Here is a 21,082-nt window from a genome sequence, read left to right as displayed (position 1 = left end):
GCTCGGAGCAGGGTGCGGGTCTCTTCGACCGGCGGCGATACGGGACCCGTCGGAGTTCTTCTGCCTAACCGGGGTTGAGGCAATCCTCTCGACCCGGAACTCTCCTCACGAAGCCTTCCTGATCACTCGACGCCGAAGCAACCCCGAGGCGATGTCGGGGGCCCGCAATAGGCTGGGGCGCGTGACGCAGAGCATCTACATCACGTCGGCCGAAGGTCATTCGGGCAAATCCTCCGTGGCTCTGGGCGTCCTCGACGCCTTGAGCCGCGTCACGCCGCGCGCGGGGGTGTTCCGCCCCATCGCGCGCTCCACGGCCGAACGCGACTACGTGCTCGAGATGCTGCTCGACCACGACAGCGTCGACCTGGAGTACGACGACTGCGTCGGCGTCACCTATGACGACGTGCGCGACGACGCCGATGCGGCCCTGGCCCGCATCGTCGAGCGCTACAAGGCGGTCGAGGCGCAGTGCGACGCCGTGGTCATCATCGGCAGCGACTACACCGACGTGGGCAGCCCGGCCGAACTCGCCTACAACGCCCGCATCGCCGCGAACCTCGGGGCCCCCGTGCTCCTCGTGCTCGGCGGTCGCGCCCAGCAGGGCCACAGCGAGACCCTCGGTCTCTCGGTCGCGCGCACCCCGCAGGAGGTCGGGCAGATCGCCTCGCTCGCGATCTCCGAGCTGCAGCACGAGCGTGCGGCCCTCTTTGCCGTGATCGCCAACCGCGCCGACGCCGACCACCTCGACGAGATCGTGGCATCCGTCCGTCAGGTCGTCGACGCGGCACCCGCCGCGGGGCCCGCGGAGAGCCGCACGGTCCCGGTGTGGGCCCTTCCGGAAGACCGCTTCCTCATCGCGCCGTCGGTCCGCGGCGTCCTGCGCTCGGTCGAGGGCGAGCTCATCAAGGGCGACCCGGCGCTGCTCACCCGCGAGGTGCTGGGTGTGGTCGTGGCGGGCATGTCGATGGTCAACGTGCTGCCGCGGCTGAAGGAGTCCGCGGTCGTGGTGATCCCGGCCGACCGCACGGAAGTGCTGCTCGCGGCGCTCCTCGCCAACGCGTCGGGCACGTTCCCCTCCCTCGCCGGCATCGTGCTGAACGGCGGGTTCGAGCTGCCGGACTCGATCGTGCGACTGATCGACGGCCTGGGGTCTCCGCTGCCGATCATCGCCACCGACCTCGGAACCTACGACACCGCCGTGCGCATCATGAACACGCGCGGTCGCCTCGCCGCCGACTCGCAGCACCGGTACGACACCGCCCTCGCCCTGTTCGAGCGTCATGTCGACACCGAGCTGCTCACGCGCGAGCTCGGGGTCGCCCGGCCGAGCGTCGTCACGCCGCTCATGTTCGAGTACGGACTGGTCGACCGCGCCCGCGCCGACAAGCGCCGCATCGTGCTGCCCGAGGGCACCGACGACCGTGTGCTGCGGGCAGCGGCCACCGTCCTCTCGCGCGGCATCGCCGATCTCACCATCCTCGGCGAGCCGATCGAGGTGCGCGGGCGCGCGATCGAGCTCGGCATCGACATCCGGGATGCCGAGGTGCTCAGCCCCTTCGACGCGGTGCACGTCGACAAGTTCGCCACCGAGTACGCGCGACTGCGCGCCCACAAGGGCGTCACCTACGCGCAGGCGGCCGACACCGTCACCGATGTGTCGTACTTCGGCACTCTGATGGTGCACCTGGGTCTCGCGGACGGCATGGTCTCGGGTGCCGCGCACACGACGGCGCACACCATCCGCCCGGCCTTCGAGATCATCAAGACCGCTCCGGGTGTCTCGGTGGTGTCGAGCGTGTTCCTCATGGCCCTCGCCGACCGCGTGCTCGTCTACGGCGACTGCGCCGTCATCCCCGATCCGACCAGCGAGCAGCTCGCCGACATCGCGGTGTCGTCGGCCGCTACGGCCGAGCAGTTCGGCATCGCCCCGCGCGTGGCGATGCTGTCGTACTCGACGGGCGAGTCCGGTACCGGCGCCGACGTCGAGAAGGTGCGCGCGGCCACCGCCCTGGTGCGCGAGCGTGCTCCCGAGCTGCTCGTCGAGGGTCCCATCCAGTACGACGCCGCCGCCGACGCGGCCGTCGCGCGGGCCAAGATGCCGGGGTCCGAGGTCGCCGGGCGCGCCACGGTCTTCGTCTTCCCCGACCTCAACACGGGCAACAACACCTACAAGGCGGTGCAGCGTTCGGCGGGAGCGGTCGCGATCGGACCGGTGCTGCAGGGCCTCAACAAGCCGATCAACGACCTGTCGCGCGGCGCGCTCGTCGACGACATCGTCAACACCATCGCGATCACCGCGATCCAGGCCCAGGGGAGCGTCGAATGAGCGTCGTGCTGGTCGTCAACAGCGGGTCGTCGTCGTTCAAATACCAGCTGCTCGACATGGCGCGCGAGGAGGTGCTTGCGAGCGGCCTCGTCGAGCGCATCGGCGACCCTTCGACAGGCTCAGGGACCGGAGGGACGGCGAAGCACACGGTGAAGGCCGCGGCGCTCGCGTCGGCCGACGGCCCGGCGCCGACGGTGACGGATGCCACGTACTCGATCGAGCGCGAGATCCCCGACCACACCGCCGGCTTCGCCGTCATGCTCGAGGCCTTCGCCGCGCACGGACCCTCTCTCGACGAGCACCCGCCGGTGGCCGTGGGCCACCGCGTCGTGCACGGCGGGGCGCGGTTCTTCGCGCCGACCGTGGTCACCCCTCTCGTCGAGATCAACATCGACGAGCTGTCGGTACTCGCGCCGCTGCACAACCCGGCGAACCTCGCCGGCATCGTCGCGGCCAAGAAGGCGTTCCCGGCGGTGCCGCACGTCGCGGTGTTCGACACGGCCTTCCACCAGTCGCTCGCGCCCGAGGCGTACACGTACGCGATCGATCGCGAGGTCGCCGAAGCGCATCGCATCCGCCGTTACGGCTTCCACGGCACGAGCCACAAATTCGTCAGCGAGGCCGCCGCCGCCTTCGTGGGGCGCCCCCTCGGCGAACTCAAGCAGATCGTCTTCCACCTCGGCAACGGCGCGTCCGTCGCCGCGATCGAGGGCGGTCGCTCCGTCGACACCTCGATGGGCCTCACCCCCCTCGAGGGTCTCGTGATGGGCACGCGCTCCGGCGACCTCGACCCCGCCGTGCTCCTGCAACTCGCCCGTCGCGCCGAGATGTCGATCCCCGACCTCGACACGCTGCTGAACAAGCGGTCGGGCCTTCTCGGCATCGCGGGCGTGTCCGACATGCGCGACATCCAGGAGCGACGGGATGCCGGCGACCCGGCGGCGCGGCTCGCCTTCGACGTCTACATCCACCGTCTGCGCGCCTACGCGGGCGCGTACCTCGCCCAGCTCGACGGCGTCGACGTGATCTCGTTCACGGCGGGAGTGGGGGAGAACGCCCCCGCGGTCCGCGCGGAGGCGATGGCCACCCTCGGTTTCGCCGGCGTCGAGATCGACCCCGAGCGCAACGCGGCGCGCGAGCGCGGCATCCGTCGCATCTCCACCGACTCCTCGCGCGTCGAGGTGCTCGTGGTGCCGACCGACGAGGAGCTCGAGATCGCGCGGCAGACCCTGTCGGTCACCGCCTGATCGCTCAGGCGGTCGTCATCTCGTCGCCGAAGGCGGCCAGCGCCTCTGCGATGATCCTGTCGCTCGTCAGGTCCTCGCCGAGCGCGGTGCGCAGAGTGTGCGCTTGGATCGCAGTGACGATGCCGCGCGTCACCGCGTCGATGGGCCGCCCCTTCGCGCGAGCCCAGGGGGTCGCGGCGGCTCGACAGGCGTTCGAGAGCGCTCCGACGGCCGACGCGTAGATCGCGTGGAGGTCGGGGTCGGTCGTGGCCTCGCTCCAGATCTGCAGCAGGATGCGCCGGGGGAGGGGCTCGTCGTCGGCGCGGCCGCAGACGACGGCGACGATCTCGGCGGGCGTGCGGACGCGGTCGCTTTCGGCGAGGAGCGCCTCGACGCGGATCGGGATGACGTCGGCGGCGACGGCTGCCATGATCTCCGATCGCGTGCCGAAGTGGGAGTAGATCGAACCGACCGACAGGCCGGCTTCGGCGGAGATGTCGGCGATCGACGTGTGCGCGAGACCCTTCGCCGCCGCGGCCCGAAGGGTCGCTTCCATGATTTCGAGGCGTCGTGCGCGGGCAGTCTCTGCGGTGAGGCGGGGCATGTAAAGAGAGTACTCGTTCTCCATGGTAAAAAAGAGCATTCATTCTTTTTGTGCGGAAGGCACCATGTCGACCACCCTGATCACTTCGAAGCGCACCCGTTGGCTACCGGCCACCGTCATCGGGGCGGGCGCCGCCCTCGTCGTCGCCCTGATCGTCGCGGCGTTCCTGTGGCCGACGGTCACCTCTTCGGTGAAGAATCTCCCCGTCGGCGTCGTCGGTGACGCGGCGGCGGTCGCGGGGGTCGACGCGGGCCTGCACCAGAACGCCGCCGGTGTCTTCTCCACGCTCGCCCAGGACTCCCGTGACGAGGCCATCGCCTCCGTGCAACGCCGCGAGACCTATGGTGCGATCATCGCGGGTCCGTCCCCGGAGGTGCTGGTGGCCGGTGCGGCATCCCCCTCCGTCAGCGCGATCCTTCGTCAGGTCGCCGAGACCCTGCAGCAGCAGACGGCCGCACGCGTGGCCGCTGCGGGCGGTGACGCGTCGTCGGTCTCGGTCGTGGTGACCGACGTCGTTCCGCTCGTCGAGGCGGACCCCAACGGTTCTGCCCTCGCTGCGGTCGGCTTCCCCCTGACCCTCGGCGGGATCGCCGGAGGCGTGCTGATCTCGCTCCTCGTGACGGGGGTCGGCCGACGACTCGTCGCCCTCGCGATGTTCACCGTGGTGTCGGCGGGAGCGATCGCCTTCCTCACGCACACATGGTTCGGCATCCTGCCGGCCCCGGACGGGACGTTCAGCCTGGCGGCGGCGATCGCGGTGAGTCTGCTCGGCACCGCGTCGTTCGTCGTCGGAGCGAACGCGGTGCTGCGCACGGCGGGGATCGCGGTCGGCGCCAGTCTGACCATGCTCGTGGCCAACCCGATCTCGGCCGCGACCGTGCCGGTGCAGTATCTCGTGGAGCCGTGGGGGGTGATCGGGCAGTTCTTCGTCCCGGGCGCGGCCGCCACCCTCGTCCGTGATCTCGCGTACTTCCCCGCGGCGGACGCCACCCGTCCCTGGCTCGTGCTGATCGCCTGGGCAGCGTTGGGCGTGGTGCTGAGCGCCCTCGGTCATTTCCGCAACCGCGAGGTGGTGCACCTCGAGGCGATCGAGGAGGATGCGCCCCTCACGCCTCGCCCGCGCGCGTCGGTGTCCTCGACTCGCTCGGCTGCGCCGACGGTGTGACCGCCGCCGTCGGCTCCTCGTTCGCGTCCTGTGCCCGGGGGAGCGATCGCCGCGGTCCCACGACGTGGTGTGCTCGACGGCGCGCGGGCGCTGCGCACGGTCTCGTGCGGGAGGATGCCGACCGGTCTCGGTCCGAGGGCTGGATCGGCGGACGCGCCCTCTCGGTCACCGCGTGATGAGGCCTGGCCCCGCCGCCCCGCCACTACGCTGGAGGGGCGGCGCTCCGGGCGCCCGCGCCACCGCACACCCCGATCTGGAGCACGCCGTGACCGACAGCCCCGACCTGCCCGACCTCACGTCTTTCGAGGGCGTGCTGTTCGACCTCGACGGGGTGCTCACCCCCACCGCCGAGGTGCACATGCGGGCGTGGAAGACGATGTTCGACGAGCTCTTCGCGGACTGGAAGATCGAACCGGCCTACACCGATCGCGACTATTTCGAGTACGTCGACGGCAAGAAGCGCTACGACGGGGTCGCGAGCCTCCTGCGCAGCCGCGACGTCGAGGTGCCGTGGGGCGACCCGTCGGATGATCCGAGCGAGGACACCGTGTGCGGTGTCGGCAACCGCAAGAACGAGGTGTTCTCGCGCATCCTCCGCAGCGAGGGCATCCAGCCCTATCCGGGATCCGTCGCCCTCCTCGACGTGCTCCAGGCCGCCGGCACCCCGATCGCGGTCGTGTCCAGCTCGAAGAACGCCGTTGAGGTGCTCGAGGCCGCGGGGCTCCTCGACCGGTTCCCCGTGGTGATGGACGGCGTCGTCGCCGAGCGGGATCACCTGGCATCCAAGCCGGCCCCCGACGTGTTCGCCGAGGCCGCCCGCATGCTGGGCGTCGACCCCGAGCGATCGGTGGCGGTCGAAGACGCGCTCAGCGGCGTGCGGTCGGCCGTCGCGGCCGGCTACGGCGTCGTGGTGGGCGTGGACCGCGGCGTCGGCGCCGAGGATCTCTCCACCGCCGGCGCGACCGTGGTCGTCGACGACCTCGCCGCGTTCGTAGACTGAGCCGTCGCCTGCGCGCGGCGTCCCTGACGCCGGTCGCGGAAGAAGACACCGAGCTCCACCGGCCCGAGCGGCATGCCGTCCGTTCGCGCCGACCCGAACCCGCCACCGGAAGGCCCGCCCGATGATCGATCGCGATCGCTTCCCCATCGACGAGTGGCGACTCGTCGAGACGCAGTTCTCCATCGACGATGTGGGGGTCACCGAGACGCTTTTCGCGGTCGGCAACGGCTACCTGGGGCTTCGCGGCAACTCGATCGAGGGACGCTTCGCGCAGGAGCAGGGCACCTTCATCAACGGGTTCCACGAGACCTTCCCGATCCGCCACGCCGAGCAGGCGTACGGATTCGCCGAGGTCGGACAGACGATCATCAACGCACCGGATGCCAAGGTCATGCGGGTCTACGTCGACGACGAGCCGCTCTCGCTCGACGTCGCCGACGTGCGCGAGTACGAGCGCGTGCTGGACATGCGCCAGGGCATCCTCCGTCGCGACATCCTCTGGGTGACGCCCTCGGGCAAGCGCGTGCGCATCCAGGACGAGCGGTTCGTGTCGTTCGACGAGAAGCACCTGGCCGTGCTGCGACTGACCGTCACCGTCCTGGACTCCGACGCGCCCGTCACCGTCAGCAGCCAGCTCCTCAACCGCCAGGACGGCGAGGGTATCTACGGCGGCTCTCCGATGGCATCCGGGCAGTCCGGGTTCGACCCCCGCAAGACCGAGAAGCTCAGCGACCGTGTGCTGCAGCCGCGCGAGTACTGGCAGGACGGCGAGCGCTCGGCCCTGAGTTACGAGGTCAGCGAGTCGAACATGACGCTCGCCGTCATCGCCGACCACCTCGTCGACACGCAGAACGAGTACACGGCCCGTCGCCTCATCGAGCCCGACATCGCCAAGAACGTCTACCGGGTGCACGCGAAGGCCGGCGTCCCCACCACGATCACCAAGCTCGTCAGCTACCACACCTCCCGTGGTGTGCCGACGGGCGAGCTGCTCGATCGCTGCCGCCGCACCCTCGACCGCGCGGTCGAGACGGGGATCGACCGCTTGGTCGAGCAGCAGATCGCCTGGTACGCCGACTTCTGGGACCGCTCCGACGTGCGCATCGGCGGCCACGGCGACCTGCAGCAGGCCACGCGCTGGTGCCTGTTCCAGCTGGCCCAGGCCGCGGCCCGCGCCGACGGCCAGGGTGTGCCGGCGAAGGGCGTCACGGGCTCGGGATACAGCGGCCACTACTTCTGGGACACCGAGGTGTACGTGCTGCCGTTCCTGGCGTACACGTCGCCGCTGTGGGCGCGGAACGCTTTGCGCATGCGCTACCTGATGCTCCCGGCGGCCCGTAAGCGCGCGCACCAGCTCAACGAGGCCGGCGCCCTCTTCCCGTGGCGCACGATCAACGGCGAAGAGGCCTCGGCCTACTACGCCGCGGGCACCGCGCAGTACCACATCAACGCCGACGTCGCCTTCGCGCTCGCGAAGTACGTCCGCGCCACGGGCGACGAGGAGTTCCTCGCCCGCGAGGGCGTGGACATCGCGGTCGACACCGCGCGCCTGTGGGCCACGTTGGGGTTCTGGCGATCGAGCGACGGCTCCGACGACGGCGAACGCGACTCGTTCCACATCCACGGCGTCACGGGGCCCGACGAGTACACCACGGTCGTCAACGACAACCTCTTCACCAACGTCATGGCGCGCTTCAACCTGCGCTTCGCCGCGCGCACGGTCCGCGACCTCGCCGAGAACGACCCCGACGCCTACGCCCACATGGCCGACCGCATGAACCTGGACCCCTCGGAGCCCGAGCGGTGGGAGAAGGCGGCCGAGGCCATGCACATCCCGTTCAGCGAGGCCCTCGGCATCCATCCCCAGGACGCCGTGTTCCTCGAGCGCGAGATCTGGGACCTCGAGAACACCCCGCCCGACCAGCGTCCCCTGCTGCTGCACTTTCACCCGCTGGTGATCTATCGGTATCAGGTGCTCAAGCAGGCCGACGTGGTGCTCGCCCTCTTCCTGCAGGGCAATCACTTCACGGATGCCGAGAAGCTGGCCGACTTCGAGTACTACGACCCGCTGACCACCGGCGACTCCACGCTGTCGGCCGTCGTGCAGTCGATTCTCGCCGCCGAGGTGGGGTACCAGGACCTCGCGCTGGAGTACTTCCGCCAGGCCGCGTTCGTCGACCTCGGCGACCTGCACCACAACGCGTCCGACGGCGTGCACGTGGCCTCGGCCGGCGGGGTGTGGACCGCGCTGGTGAGCGGCTTCGGCGGCATGCGCGACCACTTCGGCAGGTTGACCTTCGATCCGCGCCTGCCCGCCGATTGGCCCGAACTGTCGTACGTGCTGCACTGGCACGGTACGCGCCTCGACGTCACCCTCACCGCGACCGCGCTGACGCTGCGCGCCGGGGGAGAGGGCGGCTCGGTCGCCTTCGCGGTGCGTGACGTGGAATACACGGTGGCGCCGGGCGAGACCGTCCGCGTCGCGCTGCACGGCCAGGGGCCGGTGCGTCCGGGTCGTCCGTCGATCCGCCAGCTCGAGGGCTCGGTGCGCGAGGACGGCACGCTGCTGTCGGCGTCGGTGCCGATCGTCACCGCGGCGATCCCGATCGTGAGCGACGACGAGTCGCCCATCGCGGTGGGCCTCGACGGCGGCTTCTGACCCTCCTCGAACGCGGCGGCATCCCCCGGGGTGTCGCCGCGTTCGGCGTTCGGCGACGGGGATTCCGGTGGTCGTCGGGGACCACTGAGGTGCGCCCGGGCTGCAGCGTCGTGCGCTCACGGGAGCGATGTCGGAGGGACGCCGTAGGCTGGTGGGGTGACGACAGCCCTGTACCGCCGATACCGCCCCGAGGCGTTCGGCGAGATGATCGGGCAGTCGCAGGTGACCGAGCCGCTCATGACCGCCCTGCGCAGCGACCGCGTGGGTCACGCGTATCTGTTCTCGGGTCCGCGCGGCTGCGGAAAGACCACGTCAGCGCGCATTCTGGCCCGCTGCCTCAACTGCGCGGCCGGCCCCACCGACACCCCGTGCGGCGTGTGCGACAGCTGCGTCGAGCTCGGACGCGGCGGTGGCGGCTCGCTCGACGTGGTCGAGATCGACGCGGCCAGCCACAACGGCGTCGATGACGCACGCGACCTCCGCGAGCGGGCGATCTTCGCCCCCGCCCGCGACCGCTTCAAGATCTTCATCCTCGACGAGGCCCACATGGTCACGCAGCAGGGCTTCAACGCCCTGCTCAAGCTCGTCGAAGAGCCTCCGGCGCACGTGAAGTTCATCTTCGCGACCACCGAGCCCGAGAAGGTGCTCGGCACGATCCGCTCGCGCACGCATCATTACCCGTTCCGGCTGGTGCCGCCCGCGGCGATGCTCGAGTACGTGCAGGAGCTCTGCGAGAGCGAGGGCGTCGGCGTCGAGGCCGGAGTGCTCCCCCTCGTCGTGCGCGCCGGCGGGGGGTCGCCCCGCGACACGCTGTCGCTGCTTGACCAGCTCATCGCCGGAAGCGACGCGGATGCCGAGGGGCACGTCCTCGTGCGCTACGAGCGGGCCGTCGCACTCCTGGGCTACACCCACTCCGAGCTCCTCGACGAGGTCGTCGACGCGTTCGCCGCCGGCGACGGGGGAGGGGCCTTCGCCGCGGTCGACCGCGTCGTGCAGACGGGGCAGGACCCCCGGCGCTTCGTCGACGACCTGCTCGAGCGGTTGCGCGACCTGATCGTCGTGGCCGCCACGGGCGCCGGTGCTTCGGCCGTGCTGCGCGGGGTACCCGACGACGAGCTCGAGCGCATGGCCCGCCAGGCCACCGCCTTCGGCGTGCACCGCCTGTCGCGCACCGCCGACCTCGTGGTCGCCGCGCTCGACGAGATGACCGGGGCCACCTCCCCGCGTCTGCAGCTCGAGCTTCTCGTGGCACGCGTGCTCACCCACGCCGGCGTCGCGCAGGGCACTGCTCCGGCGACTGCCCACGACCTCGACGTCGCGCACGGAGCAGCCTCGGCCGCCGCCGCCCCCGCGACGGGGCGTCCGGCCTCACCCGCCTCCGACATCGCCGCACTCGGCGTCACTGCGCCGCGCGACGGAGGGTCGGCGCCGACCGCGCCGCGCGTCGCCGCCCCCGCTGCCGGATCGCCCGCGATCGCATCGCCCGGTGCGCCGCGCATCGCCGCCCCCGGCGTCGCCGCCCCGACCGCGACCTCGCCGGTCGCGTCGCCGACGGTGGCGTCGCCCGGTGCGGCGGCGCCCGCTACGGCATCACCGGTCGCTGCACCGACCGTCGCGTCGCCCGCGGCGGGACCGACCGTGGCGTCGTCGGGCGCTGCACCGAAGGTCGCGTCGAGCGCTCCGGCGCAGTCCGCGCCCGCGTCGGGGATGCCCGCCGGCCCCGAGCGCGCTCGTCCCGCCGACGACGATGCACCGCCGCCGTTCACCGACGACGACGCACCGCCGCCCTTCGACGACGACGAGGCGCACCCCTTCGACACGGCCCCGACGCCGGGTACCGAGGTCTCGGCGACACCGCGACCTGACGCGCCGCGATCCGCAGCGCAGGGTGCACCGTCCCGCGAGGGCGCTGCCGCGTCGGCTCCCTCCTCGGCGAGCAGCGGTGACGTCCCGGTGGAGGGCCGCGCACCGGCGAACGCCGCAACGCCGTCGAGCGAGGCGCCGGCTCGCGAGCCCGCGTCGAGCGCCGCCTCCGCTCCGGTCTCTTCGGCTGCGCCCGCACGCCCGTCCGAGGCAAGTCGCCCGTCGAAGGCGAGCGCCCCGGACGTCGCGAGCGCTCCGTCCGCCCCGGACGTCCTGAGCGCTCCGTCCGATCCGGCCGCCACCGCCGAGGCGGCGTCCTCGGCCACGCCGAGCGGGAGGTCCGACGTTCCCGAGACGCCGGAGTCGACCTCCCCGTCCGCGCCCGACGCCCCCGCCTCCGGCCGCACGACCTCGCCCGCATCGTCGGTCGCGAGCGCCCCTGACGACGACCCCTCACCCCTTGAGCCGGTCGCCCCGACCCCGCCCGCGATCCCCGTCGGCCCGATCGAGCTCGGTCACGTGCGCGACGCGTGGCCCGAGGTGCTCGGTCAGCTCGAGGTTGTCAGCAGGTCGTCGTGGCTGACCGTGTCCACGGCCACCGTCGTCGCGTTCGACGCCGACGTGCTCACGCTCGCCTTCCGCACCGCGGCCGACCTCACGGCGTTCAAGACGCGCACCCCCGAAGGCGGCCCGAGCGAAGACCTGCGCCAGGCGATCCAGGCGGTCCTCGGCATCCGCGTGAAGTACCTCGCGCGCCTCGACGGCGACGGCGGTCCGGGCGGTTCGCAGCGCCGGCCGGCAGACGCCCCGTCATCCGGACCGGGAAGCGCCCGGGGCCCCGTTCCGCCGGCATCCGGTGCGCGCACCGCGTCCACCTCGGCGCCCTACGCCTCGTCGGTGACCGAGTGGGCCGTGGCCCCCATCCCGTCGTCCGACGGGGGAGCGCCCACCGCCCTGGCCGTCGACGACGAGCCCGACGACGCGGTCGTCGAACCCGTGGCGACCGCACCGCACGCCGGCGTGGTGCTGCCTCCGCGCGAGGTCGCGCCGTCGGTGCCCGCGCCCGATGAGGTCGACGATGACGACGTCATCCCGCCCGCAGACGAGACCGAAGCCCCGCTGCCGCCCGTCGTCGTGCCCCGCATGGCTCCGCTCCGCGGCGGCGTGCAGCGGTACGGCGAAGCCGTGGTGCGCCAGATGCTCGGTGCCACCTACGTCCGCGACGAACCCTACGAGCCCCCGACGAGGTTCAGCTGATGTACGACGGCATCGTCCAAGATCTGATCGACGAGTTCGGGCGCTTGCCCGGCATCGGGCCGAAGTCGGCCCAGCGCATCGCGTTCCACATCCTGCAGTCGCCGTCGTTCGACGTCTCGCGCCTGTCGACGCTGCTCGGCGAGATCCGCGACAAGGTCAAGTTCTGTGAGATCTGCGGCAACGTCTCCGAGCAGGAGCGGTGCTCCATCTGTCGCGATCCCCGTCGCAACGCGGCCCTCATCTGCGTCGTCGAGGACGCCAAGGATGTCGCGGCGATCGAACGCACGCGGGAGTTCCGCGGTCTGTACCACGTGCTCGGCGGGGCCATCAGCCCGATCGCGGGCATCGGTCCCGACGACCTGCGGGTCACGCAGCTCATGCAGCGCCTCGCCGACGGCACCGTGCAGGAGGTCATCCTGGCCACCAACCCCAACCTCGAGGGCGAGGCGACGGCCACCTACCTGAGCCGCCTGCTGCACACCCTCGAGATCCGCGTCACACGGCTCGCATCCGGTCTGCCCGTCGGCGGCGACCTCGAGTACGCCGACGAAGTGACCCTCGGCCGTGCCTTCGAGGGACGCCGCACGCTCTGACGACACTCCCGCGCCCGCACCGCGACGCCCGCGTGCCGGCCCCACGTGCCGGTGGACGCACCGCGGCGTCCGACGGCCCGGCTGCTATCCCCGAGCCCGGGCCCGCACCCGCGTCACGCTCGACAGCGTGGCCCGCACCGGCTGCCCGAGGTAGATGCCGAGCGAAGCGCCGACCGCGAGCGCGATGCCGATGGTCGCCGCTCCCGCAAGGGTGGTCACGCCGGTCATGAGCACGGCCGGGTCGTCACCTGACTCGACGATGCCGAGCAACCCGCGGAACACGGCAGCACCGGGGACGAGCGGGAGGATCGCAGCCGTGGTGATGGCCACCGACGGCACGTGCAGACGGTAGGCGACCACGATGCCGACGAAGCTGCCGACGAACGCCCCCACCCCGCTCGCAGCCGCGACCTCGAACCCGAGCCCGGTCGCGGCGACGTAGCCCGCCCATGCCACGAGGCTCAGTGCAGCGCTGACGAGGATGATGCGCGCCCCGGCCCCGTTGAACACCGCGACGGCGACGGCGATCACCGCGGCACCGACGAACTGCAGCACGACGGGTCCGAGGGGGAGGGCGTTCGAGGGTGGCGACATCCCGAGCCCGATCACCCGTACCGTCTCAAGGCCCGCCAGGATCCCCAGCACCACGCCCAGCGTCTGCGTCGTGAGTTCGAGGATGCGCCCCGTAGCCGTCAGAGCGAAGCCGTCGATGGCATCCTGTGCCGCGCCGACGACCGTGAGGCCGGCGAGCATGAGCACGATCCCGGATGCCACGATCACCGACGGCCGGATCGCGGCGGCCGCGTCCAGGCCGGTGTACCGCAGCAGCGGCGACAGCGCGGCGACGACGGTGAGGACGAACCCGCCGGCGATCTGCGCGAAGAAGTACGGCACCCGCGCGCGGGCCATGACGTGCTGCGTCGTCGCGGCCATCGCCGCGGCAATGAACGACAGCACGAGCGCCAGCCAGTTCGCGCCGAACATGATCGCGACCCCGGCGGCGAGGGTGGCCTGGGAGGCGATCACGATGGCCGGGCGGTAGCGGAACGGCAGGCGCCGGATGGCGCGGCAGCGGGAGACGGCGTCGTCGAGGGAGAGGCCGCCCGTGATCTCGGTGACGAGCGCCTGCAGGCGCTGCAGCTTCGCGTGGTCGGGTACCGATCCCCGCACGACGCGCAGAAGGGTCGTGGGATGCGAGGCACCCGGGCGGCTGTGCGCGATGGTGATCGAGTTGTAGGTCACGTCGACGTGGACCGGATCCAGGCCGTACGCGCCGCACACGCGCACGATCGTCAGTGTGACCTCGTTGGCCGGGGCGCCGACGACCAGCATCGTCTCGCCGATGCGGATGGCGAGGTCCAGGATGCGCGTGGCCAGGGCCTCGTCGATCACGGTCAGCAGCGTCGTGTCGAGCGACGATGCGTCGTCGGTGTGCACGAGGCGCCGCAGCGACGACAGCCAGTGGCCGGGGGTGAGCGGCATCCGAAGGCTCCAGGGGGGAGGGGGTGGAACCCGTCGATCCTAACCGCGACCACGGGGGCGTCCGGTGCGGTCGCGCATGGCGGAGGCGGTATGCGCGCGCCTCTAGGATGATGCTCGGGTGCGGCACGAGCGCCCCGTCGTGGCATCCCGACGCACGACCCCTCCGGGAGTTCCTTCATGGCTCTGATCGTCCAGAAGTACGGCGGTTCCTCCGTCGCCGACGCCGAGAGCATCAAGCGCGTCGCCAAGCGCATCGTCGACACCCGCCGCGCCGGCCACGAGGTCGTCGTCGCCGTCAGCGCCATGGGTGACACCACCGACGAGCTCCTCGACCTCGCTGGCCAGGTCGCCCCGATCCCCGCGCCCCGCGAGCTCGACATGCTGCTGTCCAGCGGCGAGCGCATCTCGATGGCGCTGCTGGCGATGGCGATCCACTCGATGGGCTTCGAGGCCCGTTCCTTCACCGGCAGCCAGGCCGGAATGATCACGGATGCCACGCACGGCGCCGCTCGCATCGTCGACGTCACCCCGGTGCGGCTTCGCGAGGCGCTCGACGAGGGCGCGATCGTCATCGTGGCCGGCTTCCAGGGCTTCAACCGCGACACCCGCGACATCACGACGCTCGGCCGCGGCGGGTCGGACACGACCGCCGTCGCGCTCGCCGCAGCCCTCGAGGCGGATGTGTGCGAAATCTACAGCGACGTCGACGGCATCTTCACCGCCGACCCCCGCGTCGTCCCGCTCGCGCGCAAGCTCGGCCGGGTCGGCAGCGAGGAGATGCTCGAGCTCGCCGCCAACGGCGCGAAGGTCCTCTACATCCGCGCGGTCGAGTACGCCCGTCGTCACGGCGTGCTGATCCACGCGCGTTCCACGTTCAGCGCGAGCGAGGGCACCTGGGTGCTCGACGCCTCGAAGAAATCCCCGCTCGTCCCCGAGGGAGCCACCATGGAAGAGCCCATCGTCGCCGGCGTCGCCACCGATCTCAGCCAGGCGAAGATCACCGTCATCGGCGTGCCCGACGTTCCCGGCAAGGCCGCCGACATCTTCAAGATCGTCGCCAAGTCCGGCGCCAACGTCGACATGATCGTGCAGAACGTCTCGGCCGCCGCCACCGGCCGCACCGACATCTCGTTCACGCTCCCGAAGACGGATGCCACGACGGCGCTGAAGGCGCTGGCCGGCGAGCAGGCCGAGGTCGGGTTCGAGAGCCTCGTGCACGACGACCAGATCGGCAAGCTCTCCGTCGTCGGCGCGGGTATGCGCACGCACTCGGGCGTTTCGGCGACGCTGTTCGAGGCGCTCAGCATGGCCGGCGTCAACATCGAGATGATCTCCACCTCCGAGATCCGCATCTCGGTGGTCGTGCGCGGCGTCGATCTCGCCGAGGCCGCGCGCCTCGTGCACACGGCGTACGGGCTCGACGGCGATGCCGAGGCGACCGTCCACGCCGGCACCGGTCGCTGAGCGCCCGCTTCGCTGAAGGGCGCGGGCGCGGTCTACGCCGCATCCGCGACAGGAGTTTTCCGGTCGTCCCCGCTTTCACCGACCGGATCCGGCCGTCCATCGACGCCTGACCGTCAAACTTCCTGCTTGCCCTCGCCGCCGTCGGTCACCCCACCGCTGCCCGCGCTACCCTGACCCGAACGCCGCGTTCGCGGCATCCATCACCCGAACCACCGAGGTACCCGCATGACCCGCATCTCCGATTCCGGAATCTCCCTCGCCGTCGTCGGCGCCACCGGCCAGGTCGGCACCGTCATGCTCGAGATCCTCGCCGAACGCGCGTTCCCGATCCGCGAGCTGCGACTGTTCGCCACCGCGCGCTCGGCCGGTTCGTCGATCGAGTTCGGCGGGCACTCCGTGATCGTCGAAGACGTGGCCACGGCCGACCCGGCGGGCGTCGAGGTCGCTCTCTTCTCCGCGGGCGCCACGGGTTCGCGCGCCCACGCCCCCCGCTTCGCCGAGGCGGGCGCCCTGGTGATCGACAACTCGAGCGCCTGGCGCATGGATGCCGAAGTCCCCCTCGTCGTGAGCGAGGTCAACCCGCACGCGATCGATCAGGCCGTGAAGGGCATCGTCGCCAACCCCAACTGCACCACGATGGCCGCCATGCCGGTGCTGAAGGTCCTCGACGCCGAGGCGGGCCTCGAGCGACTGATCGTCAGCACGTACCAGGCCGTCTCCGGCTCCGGCCTGGCGGGAGCGCAGGAGCTCCTCGGCCAGGTCGAGGGCGTCCTCGCGCAGGGCGACGTCGAGCGCCTCGTGCGCGACGGGTCGGCGCTGGAGTTCCCCGAGCCCGAGAAGTACGTCGCCCCGATCGCGTTCGACGTCATCCCCTTCGCCGGCAACCTCGTCGACGACGGTCTGAACGAGACCGATGAGGAGAAGAAGCTCCGCAACGAGAGCCGCAAGATCCTCGAGCTACCCGACCTCCGCGTCGCCGGTACGTGCGTGCGCGTCCCCGTCTTCACCGGCCACTCGCTCAGCATCAACGCCGAGTTCGCCCGCGACCTCTCGCCCGAGCGAGCCCGCGAGCTCCTCGCCGACGCCCCGGGCGTGCGTCTGGAGGAGGTCCCCACCCCGCTCCAGGCCGCCGGCACCGACCCGAGCTACGTCGGCCGTATCCGCGCCGACCAGTCCGCCCCCGAGGGCAAGGGCCTCGTGCTGTTCATCAGCAACGACAACCTGCGCAAGGGCGCTGCGCTCAACGCGGTGCAGATCGCCGAGCTCGTCGCCGAGAAGCGTCTCGCGACGGCCTGACGCCGCGGCCTGAGGCCACGGCATCCGGGTGCCGGATGCCAGGTGTCTCGACATCGAAGGGACCGATCTCTCGATGTCGAGACACCTCACGGCCCGCACCTAGAATCGACGGGTGACTGAAAACGTCGATGTTCTCCTCATCGGTGGCGGCATCATGTCCGCCACTCTCGGCACGCTGCTCAAAGACCTCCAGCCCGATCTGAAGATCGCTGTGCTGGAGCGCTTGAGTGACGTCGCGCAGGAGAGCTCCAACGCGTGGAACAACGCCGGCACCGGCCACGCGGCGCTGTGCGAGCTGAACTACACGCCCGAGGGCAAGGACGGCTCCATCGACCCCGCCAAGGCGGTGGCGATCAACGAGCAGTTCCAGCAGAGCCGTCAGCTGTGGGCGTCGCTCGTGGCGGAGGGCGTGCTCGACGAGCCGTCGACGTTCATCAACGCGACCCCGCACATGACCTTCGTCCGGGGCGAAAAGGACGTGGCCTTCCTCCGCAAGCGCTACGAGGTCCTCAAGCAGCAGCCGCTGTTCGCGGGTATCGAATACAGCGAGGACTCGCGCGTCATCAACCAGTGGGCGCCGCTGCTCATGCAGAAGCGTCGCAAGGGCGAGCCCTTCGCGGCGACGCGCGTCCCCGCCGGCACCGACGTCGACTTCGGCTCGCTCACGCGGCAGCTCTTCGCGAACCTGCGCGAGAAGGGCGTCGAGGTCGTCACCAACCACGACGTCAAGAAGCTGAAGAAGCAGAAGGACGGCTCGTGGGAGGTTTCCTACCGCCACGTGATCGGCGGCACTCCCGGCTCCATCAACGCGAAGTTCGTGTTCGTCGGCGCGGGCGGGTGGGCGCTGAAGCTCCTGCAGCGCTCCGGCATCCCCGAGATCAAGGGCTACGGCGTCTTCCCCATCGGAGGGCAGTGGCTCAAGACCTCCAACCCCGACATCGTGTCGAAGCACCGCGCCAAGGTCTACTCCCAAGCCTCGGTCGGCGCGCCGCCCATGTCGGTCCCGCACCTGGACACGCGCGTCATCGACGGCGAGTCCTCGCTGCTGTTCGGACCGTTCGCGACCTTCAGCCCGAAGTTCCTCAAGAACGGCTCGATGCTCGACATCGTCACGCAGGTGCGTCCGCACAACATCGGCCCCATGCTGAAGGTCGCCGTCGACAACCCGAGCCTCATCAAGTACCTCATCAGCGAGCTGCTGAAGACCCACGCGAAGAAGGTCGACAGCCTGCGCGACTTCATGCCGACGGCCAAAGACGAGGACTGGGAGCTGCTCGACGCCGGTCAGCGCGCCCAGGTCATGAAGCGCGATAAGGACAAGGGCGGCGTGCTGCAGTTCGGCACCGAGGTCGTCACCTCCGCCGACCACTCGATCGCCGGGCTCCTGGGCGCGTCCCCGGGCGCCTCGACGGCCGTGTCGATCATGCTCGGCCTCATCAAGACGTGCTTCCCCGAGCGGATGCCGCAGTGGGAGCCGCGCCTGCGCGACCTCATCCCCAGCTACGGAGAGTCGCTCAACACCCACCCCGAGGCTGCTCGCAGAGAGCTGGATGCCACGGCTCGCGCCCTCGCGATCAACCCCTGAGGCCCGCGTGGCGAAGCTGTACTTCCGCTACGGCGCGATGAACTCCGGGAAGTCCACCGCGCTGCTGCAGGCGGCGTACAACTATGAGGAGCGCGGACAGCGCGTGCTGCTGGCCAAGCCCGAGATCGACACCAAGGGTGCCGACCAGATCGACAGTCGTCTCGGCGTGACCCGGCGGGTCGACTTTCTCGTCGGCGGCGACGACGATCTGCGCGAGATCTTCCACGCCTCGGCCGGTCACGCCCCGGTGGCCTGTCTCCTGGTCGATGAGGCGCAGTTCTTCACCGCGGGCCAGGTCGACGACCTGCTGCGCATCGCCGTGCTCGACGGCATCCCGGTGCTGGCGTATGGGATCCGCACGGACTTCCGCACCGAGGCGTTCCCGGGCTCGGCGCGCCTCATGGAGATCGCGCACAGCCTCGAGGAGCTGAAGACCATCTGCCGGTGCGGCCGCAAGGCGATCTTCAACGCGCGGCTGGTGGGCGGGCGGTTCGTGTTCGATGGCGACCAGGTCGCGATCGACGAGGGTCAGATCGCCGGTGAGGTCACCTACGAGTCGATGTGCGCGGCCTGCTACCTGCGCGAGTCCGGCGGCCGGCTCGACGGTCGCTGACGCACCCGGCGTACCCGGTCCGCGCGGCGCCACCCTGCGGCGCGGGCGTGTCTGCGCCGAGCGATAGCCTGGAGGCATGCGCGTCCTCCTCGCCGGCGGTGCCGGTTACATCGGAACCCACACGGCCGTCGCCCTCCTCGAGGCCGGCCACGACGTCGTCCTGCTCGACGACCTCTCCGGCACCCACGCGGTCGCCGCCGAGCGCGTCGAACGCATCACCGGCAAGCCCGCGCCCCTGGTCGTCGGCGACGCCGCCGACGAGGCGGTGGTCACGGCCGTCTTCGACGAGCACGGGCCGATCGACGCGATCATCCACCTGGCGGCCTTCAAGGCCGTGGGGGAAAGCACGCAGAAGCCTCTGGAGTACTACTCCAACAACCTCGACACGACGTTCGCCCTGTTGAAGGTCGGTATCGCCCGCGGCATCCGCTCGTTCGTCTTCTCGAGCACCGGCACGGTCTATTCCGACCCGGCCGACCTGCCGTTCACGGAGGAGTCGACCACGAGCATCGACCTGTCGAACGCGTACAGCAAGTCCAAGCGCATGAACGAGGTCGTCCTGGCGGACGTGGCGCGGGTGAACCCCGAGCTCAACGTCACCGTTCTGCGCTACTTCAACCCGGTCGGCGCGCACGCGTCGGGCCTCATCGGCGAGGACCCGGCCGGCATCCCGAACAACCTGATGCCGTTCGTCTCCCGCGTCGCGATCGGCACGCTCGACGAGATCGGCGTCTTCGGCAACGATTACGACACCCCCGACGGCACGGGCCTGCGCGACTACATCCACGTCGTCGACCTCGCCGAGGGGCACGTCGCCGCCCTCGAGCAGGCGCAGCCCGGCCACCAGGTGTTCAACCTCGGCACGGGGCGGCCTGTCAGCGTCCTCGAGCTCGTGGCCTCCTTCGAGAAGGCCGTGGGCCGCGAGCTGCCGAAGAAGATGCTCGCGCGTCGTCCCGGCGATGTGGCGGCGACGTACTGCGACCCGACGAAGGCCGCCGACGTCCTCGGCTGGCGCACGCGGTTCGAGATCGACGACGCCTGCCGCGACTACTGGAATTGGCAGACGACGAACCCCGCTGGCTACGCGACGGCCGCCTCGGAGTGACCTCGCGCGCGTAGGGTGATGTGGTCCGGCCACACTGTCGCGTCGGGTGAAGGGGGAACCTCATGCCCGAAAGCGCACCGCGGGCCTGGCAGGTCGTGCTCGAGCGCATCGAGAGCGATCTGCGCGACGGCCGCCTCGGGCCGGGTGATCGCCTGACGCCCGAGCGGGAACTCGCCGCGCAGTTGGGCGTCGGACGCTCCAGCGTGCGGGAGGCCGTGCGGGTGCTCGAGGTGCTCGGGGTGGTACGCACCGCGACCGGCTCCGGCCCCTCGGCGGGGGCGATGATCGTGACCACGCCGCGCGGGGGACTCGCGGCGTTCCTGCGCCTGCAGGTGGCGGCGAACGGTTTCCCCCTGAGCGATGTGGTGCGCACGCGCGTCGTGCTCGAGTGCGACGTCGCCGAGCGGCTCGCTCGCTCAGACGCGGATCTGAGCGAGATCGTCGGCATCCTCGATGCGATGGATGCCGAGAGCCTCGCCCCCGCGGACTTCCTCGCCCTCGACGCGCGCTTCCACCAGGCGCTCGCCGAGACCTCGGGCAACGCCGTCGTCTCGGCGATGATGGCGGGGCTGCGCAGCTCGATCGAGGCCTACACGCAGGCGGGAGCCGCTCGTCTGGACTCCTGGGAGACCACCGCCGACCGACTCCGCCACGAGCATCGGCGCATCGTCGACGCCGTGTCGCGCGGTGACGCCGACAGCGCGCGTGAGCGTACGCGCTCGCACATCACCGACTACTACACCGAGGTGGCGCAGGCTCTGAGCCCCTCCGACACCGCGGACGACGCGGTCGGCGACGCCGTGCGCGCCGCCGTGCGCGCGTCGACGACCACTTGAGAGGAACC

Annotated in this window: 15 protein-coding genes; 13 read left to right on the top strand and 2 right to left on the bottom strand. The window is 71.0% G+C overall.

Annotated features, from left to right (window positions below; translation table 11 throughout):
- Positions 1 to 181 precede the first annotated feature (181 nt).
- Both pta and B0B15_RS13685 read left to right on the top strand, forming a co-directional pair.
- The gene (gene pta, locus B0B15_RS13690; RefSeq protein WP_076676977.1) at positions 182 to 2,326 is read left to right on the top strand and encodes a phosphate acetyltransferase; all 2,145 of its coding nucleotides are present in this window, start codon (positions 182 to 184) and stop codon (positions 2,324 to 2,326) included.
- A complete protein-coding gene (locus B0B15_RS13685; RefSeq protein ID WP_076676975.1) occupies positions 2,323 to 3,573 on the top strand; it encodes an acetate/propionate family kinase in 1,251 nt (416 codons plus the stop codon). The genes pta and B0B15_RS13685 overlap by 4 nt, the downstream gene beginning before the upstream one ends.
- Before the next feature lie 4 nt (positions 3,574 to 3,577).
- Here B0B15_RS13685 and B0B15_RS13680 read toward each other — a convergent pair whose 3' ends face one another.
- Complete coding sequence (locus tag B0B15_RS13680) at positions 3,578 to 4,156, bottom strand: TetR/AcrR family transcriptional regulator (RefSeq protein ID WP_176776653.1); 579 nt, start codon at positions 4,154 to 4,156, stop codon at positions 3,578 to 3,580.
- A 64-nt stretch (positions 4,157 to 4,220) separates the two neighbouring features.
- Between B0B15_RS13680 and B0B15_RS13675 the strand changes: the two genes are divergently transcribed.
- The 5 genes from B0B15_RS13675 to recR all read left to right on the top strand — a co-directional run bounded on the left by B0B15_RS13675 (position 4,221) and on the right by recR (position 12,693).
- A complete protein-coding gene (locus B0B15_RS13675) occupies positions 4,221 to 5,321 on the top strand; it encodes a hypothetical protein (RefSeq protein WP_076676971.1) in 1,101 nt (366 codons plus the stop codon).
- Positions 5,322 to 5,586: 265 nt separating this feature from the next.
- Positions 5,587 to 6,321, top strand: a complete 735-nt coding sequence (locus B0B15_RS13670; RefSeq protein ID WP_076676969.1) for an HAD family hydrolase — start codon at positions 5,587 to 5,589, stop codon at positions 6,319 to 6,321.
- A 121-nt stretch (positions 6,322 to 6,442) separates the two neighbouring features.
- Positions 6,443 to 8,980 (top strand): glycoside hydrolase family 65 protein, encoded by a 2,538-nt coding sequence (locus B0B15_RS13665; RefSeq protein WP_076676967.1) that lies wholly within the window; start codon positions 6,443 to 6,445, stop codon positions 8,978 to 8,980.
- A gap of 156 nt (positions 8,981 to 9,136) precedes the next feature.
- The gene (locus B0B15_RS16925; RefSeq protein ID WP_076676965.1) at positions 9,137 to 12,100 is read left to right on the top strand and encodes a DNA polymerase III subunit gamma and tau; all 2,964 of its coding nucleotides are present in this window, start codon (positions 9,137 to 9,139) and stop codon (positions 12,098 to 12,100) included.
- Positions 12,100 to 12,693: a recombination mediator RecR gene (gene recR, locus B0B15_RS13655; protein WP_076676963.1), complete on the top strand. Its 594-nt coding sequence runs from the start codon at positions 12,100 to 12,102 to the stop codon at positions 12,691 to 12,693. Before B0B15_RS16925 ends, recR begins: the two co-directional genes overlap by 1 nt.
- 84 nt (positions 12,694 to 12,777) lie before the next feature.
- Here the strand turns inward: recR and B0B15_RS13650 are convergent, their stop codons facing one another.
- The gene (locus B0B15_RS13650) at positions 12,778 to 14,175 is read right to left on the bottom strand and encodes a threonine/serine exporter family protein (protein ID WP_076676961.1); all 1,398 of its coding nucleotides are present in this window, start codon (positions 14,173 to 14,175) and stop codon (positions 12,778 to 12,780) included.
- 177 nt (positions 14,176 to 14,352) lie between these two features.
- Here B0B15_RS13650 and B0B15_RS13645 point away from each other — a divergent pair, with 177 nt between their 5' ends.
- The 6 genes from B0B15_RS13645 (at position 14,353) to B0B15_RS13620 (ending at position 21,074) form a co-directional block, all read left to right on the top strand.
- Complete coding sequence (locus B0B15_RS13645) at positions 14,353 to 15,639, top strand: aspartate kinase (protein WP_076676959.1); 1,287 nt, start codon at positions 14,353 to 14,355, stop codon at positions 15,637 to 15,639.
- Between the two features lie 225 nt (positions 15,640 to 15,864).
- A complete protein-coding gene (locus B0B15_RS13640) occupies positions 15,865 to 16,935 on the top strand; it encodes an aspartate-semialdehyde dehydrogenase (RefSeq protein ID WP_076676957.1) in 1,071 nt (356 codons plus the stop codon).
- A gap of 112 nt (positions 16,936 to 17,047) precedes the next feature.
- Positions 17,048 to 18,520: a malate:quinone oxidoreductase gene (locus B0B15_RS13635; protein WP_076676955.1), complete on the top strand. Its 1,473-nt coding sequence runs from the start codon at positions 17,048 to 17,050 to the stop codon at positions 18,518 to 18,520.
- A gap of 7 nt (positions 18,521 to 18,527) precedes the next feature.
- A complete protein-coding gene (locus tag B0B15_RS13630; RefSeq protein WP_076676953.1) occupies positions 18,528 to 19,133 on the top strand; it encodes a thymidine kinase in 606 nt (201 codons plus the stop codon).
- A gap of 76 nt (positions 19,134 to 19,209) precedes the next feature.
- Positions 19,210 to 20,238, top strand: a complete 1,029-nt coding sequence (galE, locus tag B0B15_RS13625) for a UDP-glucose 4-epimerase GalE (protein ID WP_076676951.1) — start codon at positions 19,210 to 19,212, stop codon at positions 20,236 to 20,238.
- Positions 20,239 to 20,300: 62 nt separating this feature from the next.
- A complete protein-coding gene (locus tag B0B15_RS13620) occupies positions 20,301 to 21,074 on the top strand; it encodes a FadR/GntR family transcriptional regulator (RefSeq protein ID WP_076676949.1) in 774 nt (257 codons plus the stop codon).
- The last annotated feature ends 8 nt before the right edge of the window (positions 21,075 to 21,082 follow it).

The sequence above is a fragment of the Microbacterium sp. RU1D genome (assembly GCF_900156435.1).
In the GTDB taxonomy this organism is placed as follows: domain Bacteria; phylum Actinomycetota; class Actinomycetes; order Actinomycetales; family Microbacteriaceae; genus Microbacterium.
This window is presented reverse-complemented; position numbering and strand designations above follow the sequence as displayed.